The organism is Vibrio cortegadensis (genome assembly GCF_024347395.1).
GTDB classification, from domain to species: Bacteria; Pseudomonadota; Gammaproteobacteria; order Enterobacterales; family Vibrionaceae; genus Vibrio; species Vibrio cortegadensis.
Map to the genome: position 1 here is coordinate 971,815 of NZ_AP025472.1, position 24,258 is coordinate 996,072.

Annotated in this window: 23 protein-coding genes; 17 read left to right on the top strand and 6 right to left on the bottom strand. The window is 42.7% G+C overall.

From position 1 onward, the window contains the following. Positions 1–94: 94 nt before the first annotated feature. The gene (gene rne / locus OCV39_RS04480; RefSeq protein WP_261889105.1) at positions 95–3,178 is read right to left on the bottom strand and encodes a ribonuclease E; all 3,084 of its coding nucleotides are present in this window, start codon (positions 3,176–3,178) and stop codon (positions 95–97) included. Between the two features lie 608 nt (positions 3,179–3,786). Here rne and rluC point away from each other — a divergent pair. Continuing rightward, complete coding sequence (rluC, locus tag OCV39_RS04485) at positions 3,787–4,731, top strand: 23S rRNA pseudouridine(955/2504/2580) synthase RluC (protein WP_261889106.1); 945 nt, start codon at positions 3,787–3,789, stop codon at positions 4,729–4,731. On the opposite strand, the gene OCV39_RS04490 is transcribed toward rluC, so the two are convergent. Next, positions 4,726–5,310, bottom strand: coding sequence for a Maf family protein (locus OCV39_RS04490; protein WP_113795910.1), 585 nt, complete (start codon positions 5,308–5,310; stop codon positions 4,726–4,728). The two genes, rluC and OCV39_RS04490, sit on opposite strands and share 6 nt — an antisense overlap. A 149-nt stretch (positions 5,311–5,459) precedes the next feature. On the opposite strand from OCV39_RS04490, the gene yceD reads away from it, so the two are divergent. The 14 genes from yceD (at position 5,460) to ptsG (ending at position 17,863) form a co-directional block, all read left to right on the top strand. Further along, positions 5,460–5,984 carry a 23S rRNA accumulation protein YceD gene (gene yceD / locus OCV39_RS04495; RefSeq protein ID WP_113795911.1) on the top strand — a complete coding sequence of 175 codons (525 nt, stop codon included), beginning with the start codon at positions 5,460–5,462 and terminating at the stop codon, positions 5,982–5,984. A gap of 48 nt (positions 5,985–6,032) precedes the next feature. Then, on the top strand, positions 6,033–6,203 hold the full coding sequence (gene rpmF / locus OCV39_RS04500) for a 50S ribosomal protein L32 (protein ID WP_113795912.1): 171 nt from the start codon (positions 6,033–6,035) through the stop codon (positions 6,201–6,203). Between the two features lie 10 nt (positions 6,204–6,213). Continuing rightward, complete coding sequence (gene plsX / locus OCV39_RS04505) at positions 6,214–7,239, top strand: phosphate acyltransferase PlsX (protein WP_171756096.1); 1,026 nt, start codon at positions 6,214–6,216, stop codon at positions 7,237–7,239. 5 nt (positions 7,240–7,244) lie between these two features. Further along, positions 7,245–8,195, top strand: a complete 951-nt coding sequence (locus OCV39_RS04510) for a beta-ketoacyl-ACP synthase III (protein WP_261889107.1) — start codon at positions 7,245–7,247, stop codon at positions 8,193–8,195. An 84-nt stretch (positions 8,196–8,279) separates the two neighbouring features. Continuing rightward, the gene (gene fabD, locus OCV39_RS04515; RefSeq protein WP_261889108.1) at positions 8,280–9,203 is read left to right on the top strand and encodes an ACP S-malonyltransferase; all 924 of its coding nucleotides are present in this window, start codon (positions 8,280–8,282) and stop codon (positions 9,201–9,203) included. A 25-nt stretch (positions 9,204–9,228) separates the two neighbouring features. Then, positions 9,229–9,963: a 3-oxoacyl-ACP reductase FabG gene (gene fabG / locus OCV39_RS04520; RefSeq protein WP_029203229.1), complete on the top strand. Its 735-nt coding sequence runs from the start codon at positions 9,229–9,231 to the stop codon at positions 9,961–9,963. A 166-nt stretch (positions 9,964–10,129) separates the two neighbouring features. Beyond that, positions 10,130–10,363 (top strand): acyl carrier protein, encoded by a 234-nt coding sequence (gene acpP / locus OCV39_RS04525; RefSeq protein ID WP_017051317.1) that lies wholly within the window; start codon positions 10,130–10,132, stop codon positions 10,361–10,363. Positions 10,364–10,461: 98 nt separating this feature from the next. After that, positions 10,462–11,703 (top strand): beta-ketoacyl-ACP synthase II, encoded by a 1,242-nt coding sequence (gene fabF / locus OCV39_RS04530; protein WP_171756093.1) that lies wholly within the window; start codon positions 10,462–10,464, stop codon positions 11,701–11,703. Positions 11,704–11,790: 87 nt separating this feature from the next. Next, entirely contained in the window at positions 11,791–12,609 is an 819-nt protein-coding gene (pabC, locus tag OCV39_RS04535) for an aminodeoxychorismate lyase (RefSeq protein ID WP_261889109.1), read from the top strand. Next, positions 12,606–13,622 carry an endolytic transglycosylase MltG gene (mltG, locus tag OCV39_RS04540; RefSeq protein ID WP_261889110.1) on the top strand — a complete coding sequence of 339 codons (1,017 nt, stop codon included), beginning with the start codon at positions 12,606–12,608 and terminating at the stop codon, positions 13,620–13,622. Before pabC ends, mltG begins: the two co-directional genes overlap by 4 nt. Continuing rightward, complete coding sequence (gene tmk, locus OCV39_RS04545; protein ID WP_171756090.1) at positions 13,619–14,251, top strand: dTMP kinase; 633 nt, start codon at positions 13,619–13,621, stop codon at positions 14,249–14,251. Before mltG ends, tmk begins: the two co-directional genes overlap by 4 nt. 8 nt (positions 14,252–14,259) lie before the next feature. Next, a complete protein-coding gene (holB, locus tag OCV39_RS04550) occupies positions 14,260–15,225 on the top strand; it encodes a DNA polymerase III subunit delta' (RefSeq protein WP_261889111.1) in 966 nt (321 codons plus the stop codon). Further along, positions 15,216–15,983 (top strand): TatD family hydrolase, encoded by a 768-nt coding sequence (locus OCV39_RS04555; protein WP_017053918.1) that lies wholly within the window; start codon positions 15,216–15,218, stop codon positions 15,981–15,983. Before holB ends, OCV39_RS04555 begins: the two co-directional genes overlap by 10 nt. Before the next feature lie 446 nt (positions 15,984–16,429). Beyond that, on the top strand, positions 16,430–17,863 hold the full coding sequence (gene ptsG, locus OCV39_RS04560) for a PTS glucose transporter subunit IIBC (RefSeq protein ID WP_113795921.1): 1,434 nt from the start codon (positions 16,430–16,432) through the stop codon (positions 17,861–17,863). A 751-nt stretch (positions 17,864–18,614) separates the two neighbouring features. On the opposite strand, the gene OCV39_RS04565 is transcribed toward ptsG, so the two are convergent. The 3 genes from OCV39_RS04565 to OCV39_RS04575 all read right to left on the bottom strand — a co-directional run bounded on the left by OCV39_RS04565 (position 18,615) and on the right by OCV39_RS04575 (position 21,265). Next, a complete protein-coding gene (locus OCV39_RS04565) occupies positions 18,615–18,710 on the bottom strand; it encodes a methionine/alanine import family NSS transporter small subunit (RefSeq protein ID WP_017053915.1) in 96 nt (31 codons plus the stop codon). Between the two features lie 2 nt (positions 18,711–18,712). Then, positions 18,713–20,170: a sodium-dependent transporter gene (locus tag OCV39_RS04570; RefSeq protein WP_113795922.1), complete on the bottom strand. Its 1,458-nt coding sequence runs from the start codon at positions 20,168–20,170 to the stop codon at positions 18,713–18,715. A 501-nt stretch (positions 20,171–20,671) separates the two neighbouring features. Continuing rightward, on the bottom strand, positions 20,672–21,265 hold the full coding sequence (locus tag OCV39_RS04575; protein ID WP_216599535.1) for an outer membrane protein: 594 nt from the start codon (positions 21,263–21,265) through the stop codon (positions 20,672–20,674). A gap of 126 nt (positions 21,266–21,391) precedes the next feature. Here OCV39_RS04575 and cydH point away from each other — a divergent pair, with 126 nt between their 5' ends. Beyond that, positions 21,392–21,481: a cytochrome bd-I oxidase subunit CydH gene (gene cydH / locus OCV39_RS04580; protein WP_017053912.1), complete on the top strand. Its 90-nt coding sequence runs from the start codon at positions 21,392–21,394 to the stop codon at positions 21,479–21,481. A 31-nt stretch (positions 21,482–21,512) separates the two neighbouring features. Then, positions 21,513–22,691, top strand: coding sequence for a patatin-like phospholipase family protein (locus OCV39_RS04585; RefSeq protein WP_261889112.1), 1,179 nt, complete (start codon positions 21,513–21,515; stop codon positions 22,689–22,691). 54 nt (positions 22,692–22,745) lie between these two features. Here OCV39_RS04585 and pyk read toward each other — a convergent pair whose 3' ends face one another. Next, positions 22,746–24,191, bottom strand: coding sequence for a pyruvate kinase (gene pyk, locus OCV39_RS04590; protein ID WP_113795925.1), 1,446 nt, complete (start codon positions 24,189–24,191; stop codon positions 22,746–22,748). Positions 24,192–24,258: the final 67 nt, after the last annotated feature.

Consider the following 24,258-nt stretch of genomic DNA (forward strand, 5'->3'; position numbering starts at 1 on the left):
TCATCATGTCTCTATTTTAGACCAAAAAAAACGAGCCGCACATAATGCGACTCGTTTGTTTCAGATATAGTGCTTTAGACTATATGAGGCTAGGTTAGTAACCTTGTGGCTTGGTCATTCCTGCAGATGCGCTGCTACGAGCGACTTGGCTACCAGCCCCTTTCGGTTGGTAACGCTCTGCTTTAAATGGTGCAGCTACGACTTCAATCTCTTTTAAAGTTTGAGGGCCTGGTGCACTTGCCATTGCTGAACCCGCCTGAGATTTAACACCCTTAACGGCTGCTTTAACCACTGGCTTAGATACAGCTGGTTGCTCTTCAAGAACTACAGCTGGCTTTTCTTCAACAGTAGGTACTTCAGTGATAGGAGCTTCAACCTTAGTTTCGACAGTCTGAGTTTCGACAGTCTTAGTCTCTTCAGTATTCGCCTCAACAACCGCTATTGGAGCTTGTTCAACCGTTGCTTCTTCTGCAACGCTTGTCTCTTCAATAGCAGGAGTCTCAACAACAGGAGTCGTTTCAACTACGGGTTCAACTACAGCTTCTACTTCAACTGTTTCAGCTTTTGTTTCTGCAACAGAAGCCGCTACAACTGCTTCAACCGTCTCTTCACGCTTGATGATCACTTTACCCATTGCTGTTTCAGGGAAAGCGTAGCCACCTAATGGAGCATTTTGTTCAACAGTCTCGGTATTAACCACTTCTTGTTCAACTTTAGGTGCAGCATGGTGATGAGGCTTAGGTACGTACATCGGCATTACCTTACCCATTGCCATCTCAGGAGAGGCAACACCACCTGGACGAAGGCGGAATGGATTTGGTTTGCGATCACGACCACGACGACGACGTTGACCACTTGCTCTTAAGTGACGAGGAGAGCGGCGGTTACGACGTTGTTTCGGTTCTTCTTTTTGAACTGTATCGTTAGTCGCTTCAACTTCTACTTTTTCAACAGCTTGTTTCTGTTGTTGAACTTCCGCTTGAACTTGAGTTTCTGCTTCAACTTCTGGTTTTTTACCATTAACGCGAATCTGCTTATTCAATTTACGACGTTGACGGCGCTCTTTGATTTTTGCAGTTTTCTCAACAGGTTTAGCATCTCGTTTTGCGTTAGTGTCAGCAGACGGTGCCGCGTTTGCTTCAGCAGCAAGTTGTTGGCCCTGTTCAGCTAGCTTAGATGGCGCTTTAACTTCCGTTTTCGGCTTGTTACGGCGATCTTGGCGTGGCTTGCGGTTTTGTTGTTGACGAGGCTGTTGCTCATTCGCTTTGTTGCCTTGTTCTTCAGTTTGCTCTTCGCGTGCAGGTTTACGGCGACGTTTGTTATCGCGGTTACCATTGTCACGAGAGTTACGACGACGTTGATCATTACGATCGCGACGTTGACGATTGTTCTCTTGTTTTGGCTCTTGCTTAACTTCTTCTTTCACTTCTTCTGAAGGGCTAGATAAGAAATTAGTCAATGCTTTAAAGAAACGACTGAATAAACCAGGCTGAGAATCTGTTTTTACTTCAACTTTAGCAGGTTTAGCTGCAGGTGTTGGAGCGGGTGCTGGTGTTGGCGCTGATTGTGCTGGCGCGGCAAACCCTTTTAATACAGGTTCTTCAATTTTCTTCGGTTTGATGTCAACTTCAACAGGCTCTTTGCTTTCCGCTTCTTTCAAAGCATCCAGTTTTTGAGGCAGTAGGTAAGATAACAGATCGAACTCTTCACCTTCTCTCACTCGAATTACTTCGAAATGAGGTGTTTCCATATCAGAGTTCGGAACAACCGTGATCTTCACACCTTGATTCTTCTCGATGTGATTTACTGAGCGACGTTTTTCGTTCAGAAGATAAGAAGCGATTGGAACCGGCACAACAGCAAGTACTTGTGCTGTGTTGTCCTTCAGAGCTTCTTCTTCGATAAGACGTAGAACAGATAGTGCTAGAGATTCGTTATCACGCACAACACCAGTACCCGTACAACGAGGACAAATGTGGTGACTTGCTTCCGCTAGTGATGGGCTCAAACGTTGACGAGACATCTCTAGAAGACCAAAGCGTGAAATGCGACCAATCTGAACACGAGCGCGATCTAAACGAACAGCATCACGTAGACGGCTTTCAACTTCACGTTGGTGACGAACTGGCGTCATATCGATAAAGTCGATAACAACTAGACCACCTAGGTCACGTAGACGTAATTGACGAGCAATTTCATCGGCCGCTTCTAGGTTAGTGTTAAGCGCAGTCTCTTCAATATCGCTGCCTTTTGTTGCGCGTGCGGAGTTGATATCGATAGAAGTCAGTGCTTCAGTTGGGTCGATTACGATAGAGCCACCAGATGGAAGGCGAACTTCACGTTGGAAGGCAGATTCGATCTGGCTTTCAATCTGGTAGTGGCTAAACAGTGGCACCTCACCATCGTATTTCTTAACACGATTCATGAAATCAGGACGAATCAACTGAATATGAGCTTGAGCACGTTCAAAAATAGTATTGCTATCAATTAAGATTTCGCCAATGTCGCGACGTAGGTAGTCACGAATTGCACGAACGATTACATTACTTTCTTGGTGAATCAAAAACGGAGCTTGGTTAGTCTCAGAGGCTTGTTTAATTGCACCCCAGTGGTTCAGCAGTACATTTAAGTCCCACTCAAGCTCTTCTGCACTTTTACCAACACCAGCTGTACGGACAATAAGCCCCATACCTTGAGGTAGCTCAAGAGTGCTTAATGCTGCTTTAAGTTGCGTGCGTTCATCACCTTCGATACGGCGAGAAATACCACCAGCACGAGGGTTATTTGGCATAAGAACTAAGTAACTACCCGCAAGAGAAACAAAAGTTGTTAAAGCAGCGCCTTTGCTGCCACGTTCTTCTTTTTCTACTTGTACAATTACTTCTTGGCCTTCTTTTAGCACTTCTTTAATGCTTGGACGGCCTTGGTAGGTATAACCATCAGGGAAGTATTCGCGGGCAATTTCTTTAAGAGGTAGGAAACCGTGTCTTTCTGCACCATAGTCGACGAATGCCGCTTCTAGGCTTGGTTCAATACGGGTAATACGTCCTTTGTAGATATTCGCTTTTTTTGATTCGTGGCCTGGGCTTTCGATATCAAGATCGAATAGTCGCTGACCATCAACCAAAGCGACACGCAACTCTTCTTTTTGAGTTGCGTTAATTAACATTCTTTTCATTTTAGAAATTCTCGTTGTCTTTTCTTTTATTTTGATCTTATCGCTTTATTTCGTTTCTCATGGTGCCTGATCCCACGGCTTTAACGTTGCAACCTCCCGGCTGGAAGGGATGCTCTAGGGCACTTCAGTCATCATAGGTATGTTGCCTATGATCCGCGATGTGGCGGTGAATACTCAACATGAGTTTACGATGAGTAGAGCGATAAGGTGACTTAGCTCTTCGTGTCTTACGCCGGTTGCTGCACTGGATACTAAGTTTTCTACTCAATTATTATTGCTTGTCGATAACTGACGAGTACAAAAAACAATCAATTAATCAATAGCAGCTGAGAACTATAACAGTGGAGGGAATTCACAGCAATCTGCTTTGTTATAAACAGGCAAAATAAATATTTTTAGGTTCTTTTTTGAGCTGAGTAAGCCTATGTTTATATAGGGTTTAAAGACAATAAACGCACATTTGTGCTAAATAAGGGCTATTTTTATACACAGCTTTTTAGTTCTCATAAATTTTGATGCAAAAAACAGCAATATTTGGCAGGTTGGTGACAGTAAAAGAGAAGTAAGAAAATGTGATGTGATAGACATTTGAGTGATACAATAGCGGCATGAGTGAAATTAGAACTAAAGTCCAATTTGTCGATATTGACGACGATATGGCTGGTCAACGTATTGATAATTTCTTACGAAACCAACTAAAAAGCATCCCTAAAAGCATGATTTATCGAATCGTGCGTAAGGGAGAAGTCCGTGTAAATAAGAAGCGAATTAAAGCTGAATATAAGTTAAAAGCTGGAGATATAGTTAGAATTCCGCCAGTAACGATTGAAGAAAAAACAGAAGACAACGTTCCAAATACCAAATTGAATAAGGTCTCTGAATTAGAGCATGCGATCATCTTCGAAGATGATCATATGTTAATTCTGAATAAACCATCTGGTACTGCGGTACATGGCGGAAGTGGTTTAAAGTTTGGTGCAATCGAAGCATTAAGAGCTTTAAGACCTGACGCTCGCTTTCTGGAGTTAGTCCACCGTATAGATAGAGACACGTCTGGTGTTTTGTTAGTGGCGAAGAAGCGTTCTGCGTTACGCCACCTGCAAGCACAGTTTCGTGAAAAAACCGTACAGAAATATTATTTTGCTTTAGTGATGGGCGCTTGGAAATCGAGCTGTAAAGTGGTGAATGCGCCACTGCTTAAAAACGAAGTAAACAGTATTGTTCGAGTTAACCCAAACGGAAAAGCGTCTGAGACTCGTTTCAAAGTGTTGGAAAAATTTGCAGATGCGACACTTGTGCAAGCGAGCCCTATTACCGGGCGTACGCACCAAATTCGTGTACATTGCCAATATGCCGGCCACCCAATTGCATGGGATGACCGATATGGCGATCGTCGATTTGATGCCTACACCGGTAAGGTTGGTCTCGGCCGTCTGTTTTTGCATGCCGCGAATATTAAATTTGTTCACCCGGGGTCGGATGAAAAGATGGACATCTCGGCACCGATGGAAAAACGTCTCGAAGAAGCTTTAACGGGGTTGCGACGTTTATGATAAAACGGTGACGCCTTGCTCCTCTAGCATATCGATGAGAGTGATAAGGGGTAAACCGATCAGAGCATTTGGATCTTTGCCTTCGAGTTGTTTAAAGAGGGCAATGCCTAGACCTTCGCTCTTGAAGCTTCCAGCACAATAGTAAGGTTGCTCTGCGTCAACATATGCTTCAATCATTGAACGGCTGAGTTGGCGAAAATGAACGATAAATGTATCGAGCTCAGTAGTGCAATGACCTGTCTCGGTATTCCAGAGTGAGATGCCGGTATAAAATGTAATACTTTTGCCGCTTTGAGCTTCTAGCTGGGAAATGGCATTTTCTCTGTTGTGCGGTTTACCAACAATTGTATTATTGATAACACAGACTTGATCTGAGCCTATGATTAAGCTTGGTTCAGTAACGGAACATGATTTAGCTTTTTCCTCTGACAAGCGCATCACTAAGTCCTGAGGAGGCTCCTGTGCTAATGGTGTTTCATCGCAATCTGGCTGAGCAGTAATGAAAGGCATAGCTAACTTTGAGAGTAACTGCTGCCTAAATGGTGAAGTAGATGCCAAAACTAGTTGGTAATTTTTCATTTTAATTTACAATTATTTCGAGTTCTTGCTGAAGGATATACGAACTTATGTCCGTCTTCATAACTCTCTTTGCGGGAAGGGGAGAAAAGTACACTTTTTTCTTCTTTTCCTTTGACTAAATACATTTTGGAAGATAAGATTCGCGCCCTATGCAAAAGGTAAAAATACCGCGCTCGGTAGACCCGGGTAAAACGGCACAAAAGAGATTGGATTTAGTTGGAGTTATTCAACCTAGTCTTTTTAAACGTTTATCTGAATCTGTTGAAAGCGTAAAACGCGACGCGCAAGTCTCATTGTCATTTGGGCTTGATGAACAGCGATTAGTCGTTATCTCTGGTAAAGCTAACGTCGAAGTCGATTTAGAGTGTCAGCGTTGTAATGAGATTTTCGCACATGAGTGCGAAGTACAATTCACTTGTACTCCCTATTATAGTGAGGAAAGTGAAGAGGAAGCACCGGAAGAGTACGATTTGGTAGATCTGAACGAGTACGGTGAAGTAGATCTCATACAACTAGTTGAAGACGAGTTCATTCTTGGATTGCCACAAATTGCAATGCATGACGAAGCGAATTGTAGCGTTAACTCAAATAATATGGTGTTTGGTGATATTCCAGAAGAAATTGTGGAAGAGAAACCGAATCCATTTGATGTTTTAAAAAACTTAAAGAGCTAACTTATTTATAGGTAAGTGTTTTTAAGAATTTACATAGGAGTAGGGTCAATGGCCGTACAAAAGAGCAAGAAATCACGTTCAATGCGTGGCATGCGTCGTTCACATGATGCACTAACTACAGCTGCACTATCTGTAGACGCAACTTCAGGTGAAACTCACCTACGTCACAACGTGACTGCTGACGGTTTCTACCGTGGCAAAAAGGTTATCAACAAGTAAGGTTGATCCTTTGCAAAATATAACCGTTGCACTTGATGCAATGGGCGGGGATTTCGGTCCTCGCGTAACAGTGCCTGCCGCCGTGCAGGCACTGTCGCATTTCCCAGAGCTAAAAGTGGTCCTTATTGGTGATCAAAATACGATCACATCTCAATTATCTTTACTTGATTGTCAGCCTCATTCTCGTTTGAGTATTAAGCATTGCGATCGAGTGATTTCAAACTCAGAAAAGCCCTCTCTTGCACTTCGAAACAGTGCGGGTAGTTCCATGCGAGTCGCCATTGATCTGGTTGCTGATGACGAAGCCGACGCATGTGTGAGTGGCGGGAATACTGGCGCCTTGATGGCTCTTTCTCGTTTTCGTCTTAAGCTTCTTCCCGGCATCGATCGCCCAGCCCTTGTTTCTGCTCTTCCTACCGCATCAGGAAAAAGAACGTGGATGCTCGATCTAGGCGCGAATGTTTCTAGTGATGCTGATTCTCTATTCCAATTTGCCGTAATGGGCAGTGCACTTGCTGAACAGCATTTAGGGACATCTGCGAGAGTCGCGATTCTTAATATTGGTGCTGAAGAAATTAAAGGCAATGATTTAGTCAAACGTTGTGCCGAAATGTTATCGCAAACACAATCTGTCAATTTTACTGGCTACATTGAAGGTAATCAGCTATTACAAGATAGTGCTGATGTCGTAGTATGTGACGGGTTTGTGGGTAATGTTTGCCTAAAAACTTGTGAAGGCACTGCACAACTCTTCATTGATAAATTAAAAACGCACATGATGGCGTCTACAATTAAAGGCTGGATAGCTAGAAAATTGTTTTCTGAGTTATTTTCTGAATTAAAAACATTGAACCCCGACCAGTATAACGGCGCAAGTTTGCTAGGATTGCGCGGCATTGTCATTAAAAGTCATGGAAGTGCCGATGTAAGCGCGGTTGTCAACGCGATAGGCGAAGCTTTGCACGAGGTCAAACGACAAGTACCAAGCCGTATTAGCGATCGTTTGGAAGCGGTTTTACTCGAGAGGCATTATTAGTTTTCATGTATAGCAAAATTTTAGGTACTGGCAGCTATCTGCCATCTAAAGTGCGTACTAACGCAGATTTAGAAAAAATGGTAGACACAACAGATGAGTGGATTGTAACTCGTACTGGTATTAAAGAGCGCCGCATTTCAGCTGATGATGAAACTGTTGCGGATATGGCTTTTTTTGCGTCTGAGAAAGCAATAGAAATGGCGGGTATTGATAAAGACGCTATTGATCTGATTATTGTTGCAACAACCAGTAGCAGCCACACGTTCCCATCTTCAGCTTGTCAAGTTCAAGGTAAGCTAGGCATTGTCGGTTGTCCGGCATTTGATCTGGCTGCGGCATGTTCTGGGTTCGTTTATGCATTATCAGTGGCAGATCAACATATCAAATCGGGCATGTGTAAAAATGTCTTGGTTGTCGGTGCTGACGCGCTTTCAAAAACGTGTGATCCAACAGACCGTTCTACCATCATTCTATTTGGTGATGCGGCAGGCGCTGTCGTCGTTGGTGCGAGTGAAGAGCCTGGAATTCTTTCTACCCATATCTACTCTGATGGTCGCTTTGGTGAATTACTGAGCCTTGAAGTCCCTGAGCGTGGTGGTGATGTCGATAAATGGCTTCATATGGCGGGTAACGAAGTATTTAAAGTGGCAGTAACTCAACTTTCGCGTTTAGTTAAAGATACGCTAGCGGCTAATAATATGGATAAATCTGAATTGGATTGGCTTGTACCACATCAAGCGAACTATCGTATTATTTCCGCAACCGCGAAGAAACTGACGATGTCTTTAGACCAAGTAGTGATGACCCTTGATCGTCACGGTAATACTTCCGCTGCTACGGTACCGACTGCGTTAGATGAAGCGGTCAGAGATGGTCGTATTAAGCGTGGACAGACGTTGCTATTAGAAGCATTTGGTGGCGGTTTTACTTGGGGCTCAGCTCTAGTTAAATTCTAGTTAGCATCAAAAAAATTAATAGGTAAAAGTAAGTCACTTTTACCTTTATTGCATTTATATATTGAATTTCTGAAGGTAAATGAAATGAGCAAATTTGCTATCGTATTTCCAGGTCAAGGTTCACAAGCTCTTGGCATGTTGGCTGATCTTGGCGAAAAGTATGATGTTGTTAAGCAGACTTTTTCAGAAGCGTCAGATGTGCTTGGTTATGATTTGTGGGCTCTTATTCAAGATGGCCCTGTTGAAAATCTTAACGAGACATTCAGAACTCAACCTGCATTGCTTGCCGCTTCTGTGGCGATTTGGCGTGTATGGCAAGAACTGGGTTTAGAGCAGCCTGCAAACCTTGCGGGCCATAGCCTAGGTGAATACTCTGCATTAGTGTGTGCTGGCGTTATCGATTTTAAACAAGCGATCAAGTTAGTTGAACTGCGCGGCCAGCTTATGCAAGAAGCTGTACCCGCTGGCGTTGGTGCAATGTACGCTATCATCGGTCTAGGTGATGAAGCGATTGCTAAAGCGTGTGAAGAAGCAGCGCAAGATGAAGTTGTGTCTCCTGTTAACTTTAACTCTCCAGGCCAAGTTGTTATCGCAGGTAACAAAGCAGCAGTAGAGCGTGCAGGTGTGCTATGTAAAGAAGCAGGCGCAAAGCGTGCACTTCCTTTACCTGTTTCTGTTCCTTCTCACTGTGCTCTAATGAAACCAGCAGCAGACAAACTAGCTATTGCGCTTGAAGCACTAGAGTTCAACACGCCAGCGCTGCCAGTTATCAACAATGTTGATGTAGCGGCTGAAACAGATCCTGCAAAAATTAAAGAAGCATTAGTTCGTCAACTTTACAGCCCAGTTCGTTGGACTGAAGGCGTACAAGCGATGAACGAACAAGGTGTTGAAAAACTTCTTGAGTTAGGCCCTGGTAAAGTTCTTACTGGTCTAACAAAACGAATCGTAAAAACTATGACAGCTGCAGCAGTTAATGATACTGCATCACTAGAAGCTGCTAAGTAAATAACCACTTAATAGAGAAGTTATGATGAATTTAGAAGGCAAAGTTGCACTGGTTACAGGCGCAAGCCGTGGTATCGGTCGTGCAATCGCTGAACTTTTAGTTGAGCGTGGTGCTAAAGTTATCGGTACTGCTACGTCTGAAGGCGGCGCAGATGCAATCAGTGCGTACCTTGGTGAGAACGGTAAAGGTCTTGCTCTTAATGTCACTGACGTTGACTCAATTGCTGCTACACTGAAAACCATCAACGATGAATTCGGTGCGATTGACATTCTTGTTAACAATGCAGGTATCACTCGTGATAACTTGCTAATGCGTATGAAAGACGATGAATGGAATGACATCATCGATACTAACCTAACGCCTATTTTCCGCATGTCTAAAGCGGTATTGCGTGGCATGATGAAAAAGCGTCAAGGTCGTATCGTTAACGTCGGTTCTGTTGTTGGTACCATGGGTAACGCTGGTCAAACAAACTATGCCGCTGCAAAAGCTGGTGTAATTGGTTTTACTAAGTCTATGGCTCGTGAAGTTGCTTCACGCGGTGTAACAGTAAATACCGTTGCACCCGGTTTTATTGAAACAGATATGACAAAAGCGCTGAATGATGAGCAACGTGCTGCTACACTAGCAAATGTACCAGCAGGTCGTTTAGGTGATCCTCGTGAAATTGCGGAAGCTGTAGTATTCTTAGCATCTCCAGCGGCAGCATACATCACTGGAGAAACACTTCACGTTAATGGTGGAATGTACATGGTTTAAGTCGTTGCATAAAATTTATGCATGATTTAGGTCAAAAATGTATGTATTTTCGGTTAAAATCGCGTAAATTGTGGTTTGACCAGCAAGGTCTTCCTTGCAACTTTTAAAGTTTTGAATAAACTACGGAAAACATCGCATAAAGCGAACTCTGTAAAGGAAAAGAAAAATGAGCAACCTCGAAGAACGCGTAAAAAAAATTATCATCGAACAGCTAGGTGTTGACGAAGCAGAAGTTAAAAACGAAGCTTCATTTGTTGACGATCTAGGTGCTGATTCTCTAGACACAGTTGAGCTAGTAATGGCTCTAGAAGAAGAATTCGACACTGAGATCCCAGACGAAGAAGCTGAGAAAATCACTACTGTTCAAGCTGCTATCGACTACGTGACCAGCGCTCAGTAAGATTCTCTCCCAGGCGGTCATCTAGACCGCCTGTGTTTTTTCTAAAGCCTTCTATCCCTCATATAGAACCCTTTCATCAATTCCCGGAGAGTAAAATCGTGTCCAAGCGTCGTGTAGTTGTCACTGGCATGGGTATGTTGTCACCGGTAGGCAACACTGTAGAATCATCTTGGAAAGCCCTGCTAGCTGGTCAAAGTGGAATCGATAATATCGATCATTTTGATGCCACCAATTTCTCAACTCGTTTTGCAGGTCTAGTCAAAGACTTTAACTGCGAAGAGTACATGTCTAAAAAAGATGCACGTAAAATGGATTTGTTTATCCAATACGGCATCGCAGCAGGAATCCAAGCCTTTAGTGATTCAGGCCTAACCATTACTGAAGAGAATGCACCAAGAGTTGGTGTAGCTATCGGTTCAGGTATTGGTGGTTTAGGTTTAATTGAAGCAGGCCATAAAGTGCTTTCGGAAAAAGGTCCTCGTAAAATCAGTCCTTTCTTCGTTCCTTCAACCATCGTAAATATGATTGCAGGTCACCTGTCTATCATGAAAGGTTTACGTGGTCCGAACATTGCAATTTCAACAGCTTGTACAACAGGCTTACACAATATCGGTCATGCCGCTCGTATGATCGCTTATGGTGATGCGGATGCCATGTTAGCGGGTGGTGCTGAAAAAGCATCAACGCCACTTGGTATGGGTGGCTTTGCAGCAGCAAAAGCGCTCTCTACTCGTAATGACGAACCGCAAAAAGCGTCTCGCCCATGGGATAAAGATCGTGATGGTTTTGTTCTTGGTGATGGTGCTGGCGTGATGGTTGTTGAAGAGTACGAACACGCAAAAGCTCGTGGTGCTAAAATCTACTGTGAAATCGTTGGCTTTGGTATGTCTGGTGATGCTTATCACATGACGTCTCCAAGTGAAGACGGCTCTGGTGGTGCACTTGCGATGGAAGCTGCAATGCGTGATGCCGATGTTACGGGTGAGCAGATTGGCTACGTCAATGCTCATGGAACATCAACACCAGCGGGTGATGTTGCAGAAGTTAAAGGCATCAAACGAGCACTTGGTGAAGCAGGAACTAAGCAAGTACTAGTCTCTTCTACTAAATCGATGACTGGCCACCTATTAGGTGCAGCAGGCTCTGTAGAAGCGATTATTACAGCGTTAACTCTTGTTGATCAAATTGTTCCGCCAACAATCAACCTAGATAATCCTGAAGATGATTTAGGTATTGATCTTGTTCCACATACGGCACGTAAAGCAGATCTTACTTATGCTGCGTGTAATTCGTTTGGATTTGGTGGTACAAATGGTTGCTTAATCTTCAAAAAGATTTAAGTTAGCCCAATAGGTCACATTTAGACTTGTTTTCGAACGGCTTGATGCTTAGCATTGAGCCGTTTCTTTGTTTGTGGGATAGCAAAAATGTACTGGGTGAATGGACAACCAAGTGACACAATCTTTTTAAGTGATCGATCTTTTCAATACGGAGATGGTTGCTTTACCACGATGCTCACACTAAACGGTGAGATTCAATATTGGCCGAAGCATATTCAGCGGATGAACCGGAGCCTTGATGCTTTGCAGATTCCTAGGCCCGATTGGGATCTCATCTTTACCTGGTTAGAGCAGGCAAGCCAAAAAGCGTCCAAAGCGGGGCTTAAGTTGCACATCAGTCGTGGTCAAGGTGGGAGAGGGTATAGCCCTAACAATATTTCACCAATTACGGTAACGATCAGTGATTTCAGCTTTCCTGAGTCATATGATCTATTTTCACAGAGCGGAATAGCCCTAACCATTTGTGAACACCGCTTAGGCTTAAATCCGTATTTAGCCGGCCACAAGCATAATAATCGGCTTGAGCAGATCTTAATGAAGTCTGAAGCCGAGCAACGTGGATATGTGGATGGCGTTGCGATGGACATCAATGGCTATGTTATCGAGACAACAATGGCGAATCTATTTTGGGCGAAAGACAATGTGTTATATTCCCCGAGTCTTGTTAACTGTGGTGTCGCGGGTGTGATTCGTGAACAAATACTTGAATTCGCAAAACGAAATGAGATTGAGACAAAAATAGGACACTTTGAGCTTACTAGGCTATACGACGCCGATGAAATTTTTATTACCAACTCTATTTTAGGTGTCGTCCCTGTTACTCAAATAAATTTTTCTTCGGATCAGCACAGGGCTTATTCGATAGGAACAATGACAACAATATTTCAGGAGACGATTAACTCGTGATTAAGAAGTTACTACTCTTGCTTACAGTACTAGCGGTATTGGCGGCAGGCGCTTTTTTTTATACCACATCGCAAATTCAACAATTTCTCGATCAACCTGTTCAGATCCAAGATGAGGAAATTGTAACCATAAAACCAGGCATGAGCTTTAATCGTGTCCTGAATCAATTTGTTACGGATAGCTGGATTGTAAGTAACCCAACATCAAAATTAGTACGCCGATTACATCCTGAGCTGACTCACATTAAAGCGGGTACTTTTTTGATTGAGCCTGAACAATCACTGCGAGAAGTGTTAGCGTTTCTCGTTGAAGGAAAAGAGCACCAATTTTCGATTACTTTTGTGGAAGGTAGCCGATTCAGTGAATGGCTAGAGCAATTTAAACAAGCGAAGTATTTGGATCACAGTCTAGCGGGTTTATCTGAAACCGAAATTACCCAAAAGTTAGGGATAGATAGAGATAAGTTAGAAGGCCTATTTTTAGCTGAAACCTATTATTACACTTTAGGAACGTCGGATTTCGATATATTGAAGCGAGCACATGCAAACTTAAAGCAAGTATTGGACCTGCACTGGTCATCACGTCAGGATAAGCTACCTTTGAAAAGTGATTATGAGGCTTTAATCCTCGCTTCAATCATTGAAAAAGAGACAGCGGTTGCCTCTGAGCGTGAAAGAGTCGCTTCTGTGTTTATCAATCGATTGAATAAACGCATGCGTTTGCAGACGGATCCTACGGTTATTTATGGGATGGGTGACAACTACAAAGGCAATATTCGTAAGAAGGATTTACGAGCTCGCACGGCTTATAACACTTATGTGATTAACGGTTTGCCACCAACACCAATCGCGATGGCTGGTGAGGCATCAATTAAGGCAGCATTGAACCCTGAAAAAGGAAAATATCTCTACTTTGTTGCTAGCGGAACTGGCGGCCATGTATTCTCTAAAACCCTAGCTGAACATAATCGTGCGGTTAGAGCGTACCTAAAACAATTAAGAAAGAATAAATGAATCAAACAAAATTTATTGTAGTCGAAGGGCTAGAAGGGGCGGGGAAAAGCACCGCAATTAATGCAATTTTAGATACGCTCAATCAGTTTGGAGTCGATCAAATTGTTAATACACGAGAGCCTGGCGGTACGGTTTTAGCCGAAAAAATGCGCTCATTAGTGAAAGAGGAACATGACGGCGAAGTGCTTCAAGACATGACTGAATTATTGCTTATGTACGCTGCTCGAGTTCAACTAGTGGAAAATGTCATCAAGCCTGCTCTAAATGCCGGAAATTGGGTGGTAGGTGATCGCCACGATATGTCATCTCAAGCTTATCAAGGTGGTGGTCGTCAAATCGCAAGATCGACGATGGAAAACCTTAGAGAGACAACCCTAAAAGGATTTAAACCTGATTTGACTCTATATCTTGACCTTGATCCTCGCGTTGGTCTTGAACGTGCAAGAGGCCGCGGAGAGCTCGATCGTATAGAGAAAATGGATATTAGTTTTTTTGACCGTACAAGAGAGCGTTATTTAGAAATAGCGGCATCTGATGATTCTGTGTTTGTCATTAATGCTGAGCAAGAGATTGCTAATGTTGCTAAAGATATTAAAGTGACTTTAATTACATGGCTTAAGGCTCAGTAGGTTCACTTATGAGTACACTCTATCCATGGTTGCAACCAACATGGGAACAGTTAAAAGATAAGTTAGACAACCAGCGCTTATCTGGTTCAATGCTGATTTCAGCGTGTAATGGCGTGGGGATCTTACAGTTATTGGAGCACTTTAGCGCAGCGCTGATGTGTTCTAATTACACTAGTGAGGCGTGCGGATTTTGTCATAGCTGCGAACTGATAAAGTCGGGTAGCCATCCGGATCTACACTGGATAAAACCAGAGAAGGAAGGTAAATCAATCACGGTTGATCAGATCCGACAATGTAATCATATTGCTCAGCAGTCATCACAGTTAAATGGAACTCGATTGATCATCGTGACGCCAGCTGAAGCTATGAACGAATCGGCGTCTAATGCTCTACTTAAAACACTAGAAGAGCCCGCAGATAATTGCGTTTTTTTGTTGGTGACAGAGAACTCTCATAAGCTTTTACCCACCATCATTAGTCGCTGCCAACAAATGCAAATTGTTTTACCTTCATCTGCAGACCTGACGGATTGGGTTGGCCAACAAACCAGCAATGAAATTCCAAACTATGTAGCAAGTTTGAATCATCATGCTCCTCTTAAAACTCTAGAATTTGTCAATGAGAATGGCGTTGAAAGCTATCGTGGTGTTGAGTCCGCGTTTATTACTTTTATTGACGGAAAATCTACGGATGTTTATGAGTTGTGGTCAGCACTAGAAAGTGACACGTCGACGAAGTTGAGCTGGATCTGGTATTTACTCAGTGATACTCAAAAAGCTCACTTTGGTATAAATAGTCGTGATTTGCTTCCTGGGAGCGATGCATTAGCCAAATTATTAACTTATGAAGCAAGCTACCAGTTGTCACACTTATTAAAAGATTTGATGGATCAGCTTTCAAACCATACGGGTTTAAACACAGAGTTGATGGTTATTAATTGGTTACTGAAATTGCAAGAGGCATCATGTTCGTAGATTCACACTGCCACCTAGATAAGCTTGATTACACTGATTTACACAATGGAATTGAAGATGTAATTAACAAAGCTAAGCAAGCTAAAGTGGAGTCACTGCTATCGGTAGGGGTAACTTTAGACTCTTTTCCTAAAATGCTTGAGATGATTGCCCCATATGAGCAAGTTCATGCCTCTTGTGGTGTTCATCCACTCGATGTCGAAAGTGACTTCTCACTCGACAAGTTATATGAATACGCCAAACATCCCAAAGTGGTTGCGATTGGTGAAACGGGTCTAGATTATCATTATCAACCGGAGACTGCGGAGTTACAGAAGTTACGCTTTGAGCAACAGGTTGAACTAGCCGTTGAGGTGAATAAGCCACTCATTATTCATACTCGCAATGCGCGTGAAGATACTTTATCGATTTTGAAAAATGGCGGCGCAGATAAATGTGGTGGTGTGATCCACTGCTTTACTGAAGATTTAAAGTTTGCTGAATCTGCTATGGAGCTTGGCTTCTATATATCAATTTCGGGAATAGTGACGTTCAGACAAGCCAAAGAGTTGAAAGAAGTGGTGGCGGCATTGCCGTTAGAAAGGCTGCTTATTGAAACGGATTCTCCCTACTTAGCTCCAGTTCCGCATCGTGGAAAAGAGAATCAACCAGCGTATGTTGTGGAAGTTGCATCCTATATTGCACAGTTAAAAGGGGCGTCGTTATCCTCAGTTGCTGAAAAAACCACCAAAAACTACCACGATCTTTTTTTGCGATGAAAAATCAAATTGGACTGTAAAAAGGAGCGAAAGCTCCTTTTTTATTGTTTTTATCTTATTCTATGCTGTGTTTGCTAATGTTTACGGATTTTGTTGAAGCCGAGATGTCAAATAAGTCAAAATGTAAATTTGTTACATAAAATAACAACTGCCAATATTTTATTTACGCAGTAAAATAAACCTTGTTGATTATAAAGTTGATTAATAACAATGGTTTAAGTTGCATGCAAAGCATTGCAGAGTGGGTTTTGCACTGTGATCTATAATGGGTTTTGAAACTAAATTTCGTAAGTAACTAGATATATAGGGGTGCAACAATATATATTTAGAGGCGAAAAATATAACGGAACACATGGTTACATTTTCAATGGGTGCTAACATTTAGGCTGCGGGGGTGTGCCGTTAGAACCCATAAAAAACTTATAAATTTTATCAGGAGCATAAAAATGTTTAAAAATCTTTTTGCCAACCTGCAAAAAGTCGGTAAGGCTCTGATGCTACCAGTATCAGTTCTTCCGGTTGCAGGTATTTTACTTGGTGTTGGTGCTGCAAACTTTAGTTTCCTTCCAGAAGTGGTTTCTCACTTAATGGAACAAGCTGGTGGTTCAGTATTCGGCCAAATGCCACTACTATTCGCAGTAGGTGTTGCACTAGGTTTTACAAATAACGACGGTGTTGCAGGCCTTTCTGCTATCGTTGGTTACGGTATCATGACAGCGACACTAGCAGTAATGGCTACTGTATTTGGTGTAGATAAAATCGATACTGGTGTTCTAGGTGGTATCTTAGCTGGTGGTGTAGCAGGTTGGGCATTTAACCGCTTCTTCAAGATTCAGCTTCCAGAATATCTTGGCTTCTTCGCTGGTAAGCGTGCAGTGCCAATCGTAACTGGTTTCATCTCTATTGCTCTTGGTCTAATCCTTTCTGTTATTTGGCCACCAGTGGGTTCTGCAATCGCAGCATTCTCTGATTGGGCAGCTAACCAAAACCCAGTTACTGCATTTGGTATCTACGGTATTGTTGAGCGTTCTCTGATCCCATTCGGTCTTCACCACATTTGGAACGTACCTTTCTTCTACGAAGCGGGTCAATGTACAAATAACGCTGGCGAAACTGTAAACGGTATCATGACTTGTTTCCTTACTGCAGATGACGCATCTCGCGCTGCTGGTAACGGTTTCGGTCAACTAGCGGGTGGTTACCTATTCAAAATGTTCGGTCTTCCTGCTGCTGCTATCGCTATCGCGCATTCAGCTAAACCTGAAAACCGTGCAAAAGTAATGGGCATCATGGCTTCTGCCGCTCTAACTTCTTTCCTAACAGGTATTACTGAACCAATTGAATTCTCTTTCCTATTCATTGCTCCAGTACTATACGGAATTCACGCGGTACTTTCTGGTCTAGCTTACGTACTAACTAACTCTTTAGGTGTTGTACACGGTCACACATTCTCTAACGGTTTCATTGACTTTATTGTTCAATCTCCTCGTGCTGAGAACATGTTACTTCTAGTTGGTCTTGGTCTTGTATACGCTGTAATCTACTACGTAGTATTCCGTGCAGTAATCAAAGCTATGGACCTTAAAACTCCTGGCCGTGAAGACGAAAGCGAAGACACTGCTTCTGCAGCTACTGGTTCTGAACTAGCGGGTGAATTAGTTGCAGCATTTGGCGGTAAAGCAAACATCACTAACCTAGATGCTTGTATCACTCGTCTACGTGTTTCTGTTGCTGAAACAGATGCAGTTAACCAAGACAAACTGAAACAGCTTGGTGCTGCTGGTGTTGTTGTTGTATCTGGTGGTGTTCAAGCTATCTTCGGTACTAAATCTGACAACCTGAAAACAGAAATGGATGAGTGGATTCGCAACAACGCGTAATCATTAATCTGAATTAACTAAAAAGGAGACTACGGTCTCCTTTTTTTGATCTTGCAAGTGTAGGACTTTACGCTCGTTTTTAAACTTTACTCTTAATCAAAGAGTTTTCACTTCTTTGTGCATCGTTACCGACTTTGGCTACACCACCGCTGTGTATTCGCGTGACTTTCTTCCCGCGATATTAATGAACTTCGTAATGCACTTGTTTACTTTACTGGTTCGATGCGCTTCTCTTCAGCCATGAGTCCATATATCAGGGTCTGTTGACCTTTCACCGAACCTTTCGGGAAGTGTTTGTGGTTTATCAGGTAGGGTAACGACATTTCAAAGCCTCAGCCTTGTATAGAGCTCCCACAAACTGCGCAAAAACCAGCACGAAAGATCAACAGACCCAAGTTATTCGTGTACGGTTCTAGTCGTTGTATTGGATGCATTAGAAGGACTGATCATGATGTGATTTGTTTGGGAAAGGCACGTCATGGTATTGGTATTGGTATTGGTATTGGTATTGGTACTGGTATCGGCTGGAGTGTAACTTATGGTGGAATAGGGATATTAAGAGTCGTCCAATCTTTATTAGTCATAATAGTGAGGCCAGTGGGGAGGCAAAGTATCGCGAGATAGGTCTAATCGTGTTGTATTTGGTCTATTGAGGTCGCTATCGCTGAGAGACTTATCACGATTAATGTTCAGATGTAAAAATGCCGATAGAAAACTATCGGCATTTTGTCATTCAGAAATGAATGTTAAGTTACTTCTTGTCCATCGCTTTCTTGATGCAGATAGCAGCGCCACCCCAAGTAATGCCAAGACCAAGAACCATCATAATAATTGCACTAGTAGTCATAATTAAGCCTCCTTGCGGCTAGTTACGTTAATTACCACGCCGACAGCGAGCAATAGACCAATCATTACCCAACCAAGCGTTAAGTCGTAGCCTGCGTAGCCATCTGTCAGTAATGCTTGCAGTTTAGTAGCAACGATAATGGCTAAAATAACAGGAGTGATGAAGCGTAGACACACATCAAACCAAGTACCGATCGTGAAGTCAGAGATTTTATTTACGTATTCGCGTACATCTGCAATTTTCAATAACCAAGTCATGAGTACGATTTCAACTAGGCAACTCACTACGATACCAACGTTGTTTGCAAAATGGTCTACTAAATCAAGAAGCAGTAGGCCACCGTTGGTTGCAAATGCCATTGAAATAACAAATCCAGAACCAATGACAATATTGGCAGCTTTCTTACGGCTCCAGTTCAGCTTATCGATTACCGCAGAGGTTACCGCTTCCATGATTGAGATATGTGAACTAAGACCAGCCACAACCAAAGCAAAGAAGAATAGTGGCCCCAGAATGTAAGGAGCAGGCAACAAGTTAATTGCAGCCGGAAGCGTTACAAATGCAAGCCCTACGCCCGCGCTTACCACTTCTGTTAGCGGTTTGCCCTGTTCTTGAGCCATATAGCCTAGTACAGAGAAAATCATGATACCAGCAAGGATAGAGAAGCCACAGTTAATCAACACCGTCATGAACGCGTTGTTTGTGATGTCTGATTTCTCTGGCAGGTAGCTAGAGTAAGCAAGCATAATGGCAAAACCAATACTTAGGGTGAAGAAGATTTGACCATAAGCAGCAGCCCAAACTTTAACATCCCAAATTTTGCTGAAATCGGGTTCAAACAGATAGTTCACACCGTTTAGAGCACCTGGTAGGAAGATCATGCGTGCAATTAAAAGGACAACCATGATGAACAAAATTGGCATCATAATTTTTGCAGCGCGTTCAATACCAGCTTTTACACCACCAACAATGGCAGCGTAAGTGATTGCCCAGGCTATAAGCATCGAAGCCGCGATACCCCATTGAATGCTACCTAAGCTTGTTGGAGTGTTATCACCAAGAGCAAGGTATTCACTGAAGAAGAAAGCGTTCGTGTCTGCTCCCCAACTTTGAGTAAACGACATACCAAAGTAAGAGATAGCCCAACCAATAACCGCCACATAATAAACCGCAATAACGGCAGCTACACCAACTTGAAACCAACCAAGCCATTCAAACTTTGAATTGATTTTTGCTAAGGTGGTTGGTGCTGAACCACGGTACTTCTGACCCATACTAAACTCTAGGATCATGAAAGGGATACCTGCGGTGAGCATGGCAAAAAGGTAAGGGATAAAAAAGGCACCACCACCATTCTCATAGGCCATGTAAGGAAAACGCCAAATGTTTCCAAGACCGATCGCAGATCCGACTGCTGCTAGGATAAATCCTGCACGGGATCCCCACTGTTCTCGCTTCATAAATTACTCCTTTTCAACTCCCTGAGGTATGAAGCTTCTCTCTTAGCTTGGTGCTAGATAGTGGAAGAAAGTCCAATAGAGGAAATCTATTGAATGATTGCTCTATCTTCCATGATTTAGCAAAAATGTAGTTATATATGTTGTTTACTTAGAGAGAACTCAGAATATTGTTCTTAATTATACGATGTGTGTTTGCGAAAACTGAAACTATCAGCTACGCATGTCATTGAGACTACCGATTAAATTTGGTTAAGGCAATAGAATGTAGATGTTATTTAATGAGGGTCTGTTGGTTGATATATTGTTAATTCACTTGTTTTTTAGTGAATGAGCAGTGGTGAATGCCTTGGTTCAGTGTGATTGTTCGGGTATTTATTGAGAGAGTAGGATAAAAGACTTAAAAATTAAATAGAGCGTATGACTGAAATTTGTACACCTCTCAGTTAATACCACCGATTACTACCCTATAAATACCAAATTCTTGAACTGATCATTTTTAAGCTAAAAAGAGATTCTGAGCCCCACATTAGTCTGGAATTGATTCATCCAATCGGTTTTAAAGCGAATAGTGCAAGAGTTCCCAGTGGTCGGAAGAGTGCATTGTCCTGAAGTTTCATTATCCACAACGGTCCCTAACCAGCGGACTTGACTGGTCAGAGCTACATTGCTGCTGAGTTGATATTCGACGCCTCCAAATAGGCTTGCGGAAAAACCATATTTATCTTTGACCCAATCGACATCAACATAAGATCCGCCAATGCCGAGGCCGAGATAGCCTGAAATATTGTTGGTTGCAGGGTAATAAATACTGCTTTGAAAGTGGAGGTACTGGACAGAAGATGTCAACTTTATGTCATCAAGTTCGGATGATTGATTTGAGTAAAAGAGCCCAATTCGCCCCTGATCCAGCGGTGTCTCTAGGGCAATACTGTAGTTTACCGCCCCCGAAAGATCATAATTATTGTCTGACTCATCTTCAACACCACCACCAAGGGTATAGCCAACCATAGGAGTAATGAAAAACTCTGCGGCAGATGAAGTAAAAGGTGCGACCATGAGTAAATAAAGCAAAGAGGTGATGTGAAATCTCGTCATAATACAATCCTTATTCGATGAGGCTTTATTGTGATAGCAATGGCATAAGTTTACGCATAATTTGTTGATTTCTTGAACATACTTCACACAGCTGTTATTACTTTCTTATAACATAAGGAGAAGGTTATGGAACAAGATCTAAAAAGTGCTCTATTTATTACGGCTGCTATCTATTCAATTTTAATCGCCTTTGGAATGGTTGCAATATTGAGTTGAGGCCGTTGATGGGTGAAATAGAAAGGTACGAATGAAAAAAAATAGTGGAATCATAACTAATGTAGATTCGCGAATTGACGCTGTTCAACTCTCGAAATACATATCGGGTAAAACAACGCTCGTTGCCCAAGGTGGTGGGCAACGAGGCATTTTCACCTCTGGTGTTGTTGATGCGCTGCTTCTCTCTAATTTCGATGAATTTGATGAATTTTATGGCACATCGGCTGGTGCTCTCAATCTTTGTGCTTATCTGTGTCGTCAACACGGCCTCGGAAAATCCTTCATTATGGATTTAACCACCGACCCCAATTTCTTTAATCTCTTTAGTTATATACGAAGCAAGCAGCCAATGGATATGGAATGGGCGCTTGATCGCATCTCTGAGTATCCATATAAATTGGATGTCGATATGGGGCGAAGAGTGCTCGCTCAGAGAAAAGCTTACGCTGCTGTGACCGACGAAAAAAATTTGTCAGATGCTTACTTACCCCTACTGACGGACAATTGGTATCAAGTGATGATCGCCACATGCGCAATCCCTAGGCTTTACACCAAAGAGATCATTATTGATAGCAAACACTATATAGACGGTGGGGTATCAGCTTCAATTCCTGTTCAAGAGGCGTGGAGAAAAGAGGCTCGTAATCTGGTGGTTATACGGACTGAGGCTGTCGATGCCGCCCATAAGGCTATCGATGATGAAGAGCAGAGTAAGAGTGTCTCTTCGACTGAAATAGAGTGGTTTCGTGACTCTTTTGACACTATCCAAGAGCAGTGGCAGTCAAGAATGGATCAATGGCGGTCTGATTGGGGAAGTTTTTTCCAACAGCAGATATCGCGCTCTAAGGCACAAAAGAGAGATCACCGTCATTTGGATTTATTGAATGGTGGTCGGTGGCTATTTGGCGCTGATGATATATATCGCTTAAGTCATTTGGTCGGCGATAAATTTGATTCTGGTTTGGCTGATATGCTAATGGTTCATTATCAAACTTACTCTTTAACACAAGATTTTTTAAATGCGCCTCCTGATGACGCTTTTGTTATTCAAATTGCTCCAGCGGAATCACTTCGCTCAAGTTCTTTAATGAGTAAGCCAGAAGATTTGTTGTTTGACTACCAAATGGGCGTCGATGCGGGTTATCGATTTGTAGAACAATACACTGCAATTCAGCAAGGTACTTATCTCAATGAATCTATTCAGAAATGAGCCCAGATTTTGAGTGTCTATTCTGGGCTCTTTAATATGGATGGGAAGTTCAGTTTACATTACAGGTAAAATTCTCATGCAATTCGTTGAACCTGCGACATCCATAATGTCACCTTGAGTAATAATCACTAAGTCACCAAATTTCAGTAACTTTTGCTCTTTGAGTGATTGTAATGCCGCCATCGCAACATCAAATCCAGCCTCAACATTGGTATCAAAGTAGAGCGGAGTTACACCACGATATAAAGCGCAACGGTTTAAGGTGCCCTCATTTCGTGAAAGTGCAAAAAGAGGTAACCCGGAACTGAGTCGTGACATCATAAGCGCAGTTCGCCCTGATTCAGTCATCGTGACCATCGCTTTAATGCCTTCCATATGGTTGGCGGCATAGATGGTTGCCATTGAAATGGTCTCTTCAGCGGTCACAAAGGTTTTATCAATACGGTAATTTGAGCGTTTAACCACGGCCATTTTTTCTGCACCGACGCACACTTCAGCCATAGACTTCACGGTTTCTACCGGATATAGCCCTGCCGCGGTTTCACCAGAAAGCATAACGGCATCTGTACCATCTAAAACCGCATTAGCCACATCCATAACTTCTGCACGAGTCGGCATAGGAGCGCTGATCATCGATTCCATCATTTGGGTGGCCGTAATTACCGTGCGATTTAAGCTTCTTGCTCGCTGTATGAGTTGTTTTTGTACCCCTACGAGTTCCGGATCGCCAATTTCAACCCCTAAATCCCCCCTTGCGACCATAACAACATCTGAAGCCATAATGATGTCATCAATGCTCTCTTGGCTTGCGACGGTTTCGGCACGTTCTACTTTTGCGACTAGGTGAGCTTCTAAACCGGCATCCCGTGCCAATCGACGAGCATAATTCATATCTTCGCCATTACGAGGAAATGAGATAGCGAGGTAATCGACTTTGATTTCAGCTGCGGTAATGATATCTCGCTTATCTTTTTCCGTTAACGCTTCTGCTGACAGGCCTCCTCCTTTTTTATTAATCCCTTTGTTGTTTGATAGAGGTCCACCAATCGTAACCACGGTATGCACTTTATTGCCTTCAACGGCTGTTACTTTTAGTTGAACTCGGCCATCATCCAGCAGCAGTATATCGCCAGTGTCGACATCATTGGGCAGTTCTTTGTAGTCTAGGCCAACGGCATTTTGGTTGCCTTCGCCTAGTCCTAAATCGCTATCTAGTGTGAATTTGTCCCCGATCTCTAGGGCGATTTTTCCATCTTTAAACGTAGAAACACGAATTTTTGGACCTTGTAAATCGCCGAGAATAGCAATGTGAGTTCCGAGTTTTGCAGCAATGGCACGAACTTTATTTGCTCGGTCAATGTGATCTTGAGCTGTGCCGTGAGAGAAGTTCATTCTCACCATGTTGGCACCTGCTTTGATGATTTCTTCGAGGTTATTGTCTTTATCGGTAGAAGGGCCAAGAGTGGTGACTATTTTTGTTCTTCTTGGTTTAGAAGTCATTATTTTCTCCTAATGGTAACGCGACGAGTTTGAGCAACATCGTTAAGTATAAGCAATTTAAATAATT